4 protein-coding genes are annotated in these 3,909 nt (G+C 69.6%); all 4 read left to right on the top strand.

Features of this window, described 5'->3' with window-relative positions:
* On the top strand, window positions 1-425 hold a 425-nt coding region (locus C1I98_RS36335), incomplete at its 5' end, for a sugar transferase (RefSeq protein ID WP_146607858.1).
* A complete protein-coding gene (locus C1I98_RS36330) occupies window positions 425-1,192 on the top strand; it encodes an inositol monophosphatase family protein (protein ID WP_111171817.1) in 768 nt (255 codons plus the stop codon). The genes C1I98_RS36335 and C1I98_RS36330, both read left to right, overlap by 1 nt.
* Window positions 1,193-1,229: 37 nt before the next feature.
* Window positions 1,230-2,144, top strand: coding sequence for a sulfate adenylyltransferase subunit CysD (gene cysD / locus C1I98_RS36325; RefSeq protein WP_111171816.1), 915 nt, complete (start codon window positions 1,230-1,232; stop codon window positions 2,142-2,144).
* 4 nt (window positions 2,145-2,148) lie between these two features.
* Window positions 2,149-3,414, top strand: a complete 1,266-nt coding sequence (cysN, locus tag C1I98_RS36320) for a sulfate adenylyltransferase subunit CysN (protein WP_111171815.1) — start codon at window positions 2,149-2,151, stop codon at window positions 3,412-3,414.
* Window positions 3,415-3,909 lie beyond the last annotated feature (495 nt).

The raw sequence follows: 3,909 nt of genomic DNA, 5'->3' as shown, positions 1-3,909 counted from the left end.
ACAAGTTCCGCACCATGGCCCCCGACGCCGAGCTGCGCAAGGTCGAGCTGGTCAGCGACGCCGACGGGCTGCTGTTCAAGATCCGCGCCGATCCGCGGGTCACCCCGTTCGGGGCGTGGATGCGCCGCCGTTCGCTCGATGAGCTGCCGCAGCTCATCAACGTGCTGCTCGGGCACATGTCGCTGGTCGGCCCGCGCCCGCCGCTGCCGCAGGAGGTCGCCTGCTACGGCGACGACGTACGGCGGCGCCTGCTGGTCCGCCCCGGCCTCACCGGTCTGTGGCAGGTGAGCGGCCGGTCGGATCTGTCGTGGGAGGAATCTGTACGGTTGGACCTGCGTTACGTTGAAAACTGGTCCTTGATGTTGGACTTGCAGATCCTGTGGAAGACCTGGTCGGCTGTCGCCCGGGGAGCTGGAGCGTATTGATGACGATTAGGGACGACCACGCGCTGGCCGGCGATCTGGCCACCGAGGCCGGCGAGCGGCTGCTCGCGTTGCGGGCCGAGCGCGGGTTCGGCGACCCCCGGGCGTTGAAGGACGCGGGCGACCAGAGCGCGCACCGCTTCCTGACCGAGGCGCTGGCCCGCCTGCGCCCCTCCGACGCCATCCTGTCGGAGGAGGCCACCCGCGAGGAGCGGATGGACCCACGGCGGCTCACCGCCGACCGGGTGTGGATCATCGACCCGCTCGACGGCACCCGCGAGTTCGCCGAGGAGGGCCGTTCCGACTGGGCGGTCCACGTGGCGCTGTGGGAGCGCGGCGCGCTGGCCGCGGGCGCGGTGGCGCTGCCCGCCCAGGGCCGCACGCTGACCACCGCCGACCCGCCGCGGCTCCCCGCCGCCCGCCCGGGGGCCCGGATCAGGATCGCGGTCAGCCGCAGCCGCCCGCCGGAGTTCGTGCAGAAGCTCGCCTACCTGGTCAGCGGCGACCTGGTGCCGATCGGCTCGGCCGGGGCGAAGATCTCCGCCGTGCTCACCGGCGAGGTCGAGGCTTACGTCCACGCCGGCGGCCAGTACGAGTGGGATTCGGCCGCCCCCGCCGCGGTCGCGCTCGCCGCCGGGGCCCACGCGAGCCGGATCGACGGCTCGCCGCTCGCCTACAACCAGGCCGACCCCTCACTACCAGATATTCTGGTTTCCCTACCGGACCTGGCGGGGATCTTGCTCGCCGGAATCCGGGACCTTCACCGCTGACCGAGCCGACCGGTTCCACCCCGGAGGAGAGACACCGATGTTGCAGGCCGACTACACAACGTCGCAACTCGACGTCCTTGAGGCCGAGGCGATCCACGTCATGCGTGAGGTGGCCGCCGAGTTCGAACGGCCCTGTCTGCTCTTCTCCGGTGGAAAAGACTCGATCGTCATGCTGCGCATCGCGGAGAAGGCGTTCTGGCCCGCGCCGATCCCCTTCCCGTTGATGCACGTCGACACCGGGCACAACTTCGACGAGGTGATCGACTTCCGCGACCGCCGGGTGGCCGAGCTGGGCGTGCGGCTGGTCGTCGCGAGCGTCCAGGCGTCCATCGACGCCGGGCGGGTGGTCGAGGAGACCGGCCGCCGGGCCTCCCGCAACCGGCTCCAGACCACCACGCTGCTGGACGCGATCGAGGAGCACGAGTTCGACGCCGTCTTCGGCGGGGCCCGCAGGGACGAGGAGAAGGCCCGCGCCAAGGAGCGCGTGTTCTCCTTCCGCGACGACTTCGGCCAGTGGGACCCGAAGAACCAGCGCCCCGAGCTGTGGAACCTCTACAACGCGCGCATCCGCAGGGGCGAGCACATCCGCGTCTTCCCGCTGTCCAACTGGACCGAGCTCGACGTCTGGGACTACATCCGCCGCGAGGAGATCGAGATCCCGTCGATCTACTTCGCGCACACGCGCAGGGTCTTCGCCCGCGACGGGATGCTGCTCTCCGACGCCGACGTGGTCAACCGCGGTGACGACGAGCCGGTCTTCGAGGCGACCGTGCGCTACCGTACGGTCGGTGACATGACCTGCACCGGCGCGGTCCAGTCGGCCGCGTCCAGCGTCGAGGAGATCATCGCCGAGATCGCCGCCACCCGGATCACCGAGCGCGGCGCGACCCGGGCCGACGACCGCACCTCCGAGGCCGCCATGGAAGACCGCAAGCGGGAAGGTTACTTCTGATCACATGGACATCCTGCGTTTCGCGACGGCGGGCTCGGTCGACGACGGCAAGTCGACGCTGATCGGGCGGCTGCTCTACGACTCCAAGGCGATCTTCGAGGACCAACTGGAGGCGGTGGAGCGCACCAGCCGCGACCGTGGCACCGAGTACACCGACCTGTCCCTGCTCACCGACGGCCTGCGGGCCGAACGCGAGCAGGGCATCACGATCGACGTGGCCTACCGCTACTTCGCCACGCCGAAGCGGAAGTTCATCATCGCCGACACGCCCGGCCACATCCAGTACACCCGCAACATGGTGACCGGGGCCTCCACCGCCGACCTGGCGATCATCCTGATCGACGCCCGCAAGGGCGTCCTTGAGCAGTCGCGGCGGCACGCCTTCCTGACCACCCTGCTCCGGGTGCCGCACCTGGTGCTCGCGGTCAACAAGATGGACCTGGTGGACTACTCCGAGGAGCGGTTCAACGAGATCCACGAGGAGTTCACGGCGTTCGCCAGCAAGCTCAATGTCGGCGACCTCACGTTCATCCCGATGTCGGCGCTGCACGGCGACAACGTGGTGTCCCGCTCGGAGAACATGCCCTGGTACAACGGCGGCTCCCTGCTCCACCACCTGGAGAACGTGCACATCGCCTCCGACCGCAACCTGGTCGACGTGCGCTTCCCGGTCCAGTACGTGATCCGCCCGCAGCGGGCCAACGACCACGACTTCCACGACTACCGCGGGTACGCGGGCCAGGTGGCGGGCGGCGTGCTCAAGCCCGGCGACGAGGTCATCCACCTGCCCAGCGGCCTCACCACCCGGATCGCCTCGATCGACACGTTCGACGGGCCGGTGGGCGAGGCGTACCCGCCGATGTCGGTCACCCTGCGGCTCGAAGACGACATCGACATCTCGCGCGGCGACATGATCTGCCGGCCCAACAACCAGCCGAGCGCCGCGCAGGAGTTGGAGGCGATGGTCTGCTGGATGACCGACGCCACCAAGCTGACGCCGCGCACCAAGCTCAGCATCAAGCACACCACCCGCACAGCGCGGGCGCTGGTCCGCGACCTGCACTACCGGCTCGACGTCAACACGCTGCACCGCGATGAGACGGCGCAGTCGCTGGGGCTCAACGAGATCGGGCGGGTGTCGCTGCGGGTCACCCAGCCACTGTTCGTGGACGACTACGCGCGCAACCGGATGACGGGCGGGTTCATCCTGGTGGACGAGTCCACCAACGGGACCGTGGGAGCGGGCATGGTCGTCGAAGCCCGGCCGTAACTTTTGTAGGGGGCCCTGAAGGGTTCGGCCCTCGCCGGCGCGCGCCCTAAGGGCGTGGCCTTCGCTTCGCTCAGTCGTGCCTCCTACGCCGGGCTTCGCCCGACGTTCCGCTGGCGGCGGCAGCGTCGGACAAGGAAAGCGTCCGAGCGCCGGCAATGGCCACACCCTGAGGGCCTGCCAACACCAAAGCCGGTGCTGGGAACGGCGAGCGACCACAACCCACGCGAAACACCGGACGCCAGAGCAGTGCCGGGTACGGACCTGCGGCGGGCTGAGGGCTCTGCCGTACAGACTTACCGGCGATCCGCAGGGGCCCTCCGAGGCGCGCCGCAGGTGAGCATCCGAGGGCTGAGCGCGGGGGCTCTGCTGTCTGCGCGTAGCGCATCCCGCCGGAGGCGGGGACGTCGGGGGAGCCCGGCATGGAGAACACGACTGAGTGAAGCGAAGGCCATGTGCGCTGTGCCCGTGTTCGCGGCGTGTGGTCAGGGGGTGTGC

This window comes from Spongiactinospora gelatinilytica, assembly GCF_003236385.1.
Lineage (GTDB): Bacteria > Actinomycetota > Actinomycetes > Streptosporangiales > Streptosporangiaceae > Spongiactinospora > Spongiactinospora gelatinilytica.
Note: the sequence above shows the minus strand (reverse complement) of the source record. Positions and strands in the feature narration are given on the sequence as shown.